This is a genomic window from Vibrio lamellibrachiae (genome assembly GCF_050337265.1).
Classification (GTDB): domain Bacteria; phylum Pseudomonadota; class Gammaproteobacteria; order Enterobacterales; family Vibrionaceae; genus Vibrio; species Vibrio kyushuensis.
Window position 1 is genome coordinate 1 of the sequence record NZ_JAKJSU010000031.1, and the last position, 608, is coordinate 608.

Here is a 608-nt window from a genome sequence, read left to right on the forward strand (position 1 = left end):
CATAAAGACCCATCGCACCAACGTCAACTGCTCGCGGATGTAAACAACCATAAAGACCCATCGCACCAACGTCAACTGCTCGCGGATGTAAACAACCTGCCTTACAACACCGTGATTGATGTGAAAGGGGTGAAGATTGAGCTCAACGTGGCGGCGATGATTGACTCCGAAGGGAATTATGTCGGTAACACTCTAGAGTGGGATGACGTTACCGAGAAGTTCAATCGAGACAATGATGTGGCGCGATTACAAGCSTCTGTSGATCAATCTCAAACGGCGATGATGATGGTCGATCGAGATTTCCTCATCACTTAYGCCAACAAAAAAACGCTCAATTTATTGAAAACGCACGAAGCCTTGTTCCAAAGCGTGTGGTCGAAYTTCAAAGCAACCGAAGAGCACTTAATTGGTTACTGTATTGATGGTTTTCATAAAGACCCATCGCACCAACGTCAACTGCTCGCGGATGTAAACAACCTGCCTTACAACACCGTGATTGATGTGAAAGGGGTGAAGATTGAGCTCAACGTGGGGGCAATGATCGACTCGGAAGGGAATTATGTCGGTAACACCCTAGAGTGGGATGACGTTACTGAGAAGTTCAATCG

The 608-nt window shown here is 46.9% G+C and carries 1 pseudogene; it reads left to right on the forward strand.

Annotated elements, in window-relative coordinates:
- Positions 1-608, forward strand: a pseudogene (locus L4C54_RS24135) (methyl-accepting chemotaxis protein); the annotation flags it as partial.